This window comes from Adlercreutzia equolifaciens, assembly GCF_029076695.1.
GTDB lineage: Bacteria > Actinomycetota > Coriobacteriia > Coriobacteriales > Eggerthellaceae > Adlercreutzia > Adlercreutzia equolifaciens_A.
In genome coordinates, this window is the sequence record NZ_JARFIK010000235.1 from 1 (window position 1) to 321 (window position 321).

The 321-nt window shown below is 41.7% G+C and carries 1 protein-coding gene; it reads left to right on the forward strand.

Annotation, left to right across the window (positions count from 1 at the left end; translation table 11 throughout):
- Positions 1–321: oleate hydratase (locus PZH32_RS12200; protein ID WP_275208520.1), on the forward strand; the 321-nt coding region annotated here is incomplete at both ends.

A 321-nucleotide genomic window follows, 5' to 3' on the forward strand; every position in this document is an offset into this window, starting at 1 on the left:
GCCCTGGCATTGTCAAAGTTGTTTATGACACCGGAAAAGGATTTGGAGGATAAGAAAATCAGTGAGATATTGCCGGATTCCTTCTGGGACACGAATTTCTGGCTATACTGGCAGACTATGTTTGCATTTCAAAGATGGTCATCTGCACTGGAAATGAAACGGTATTTGTGCAGATACTGCCATCATATTGATGGACTTCCGGATTTTTCCGCACTCCGCTTTACGAAATACAATCAATACGAGAGCATGATTCTTCCGCTTGTAAAATATCTCGAAAGCCATGGTGTGTCAGTCGAATATGGCATGGATGTCAAAAATGTT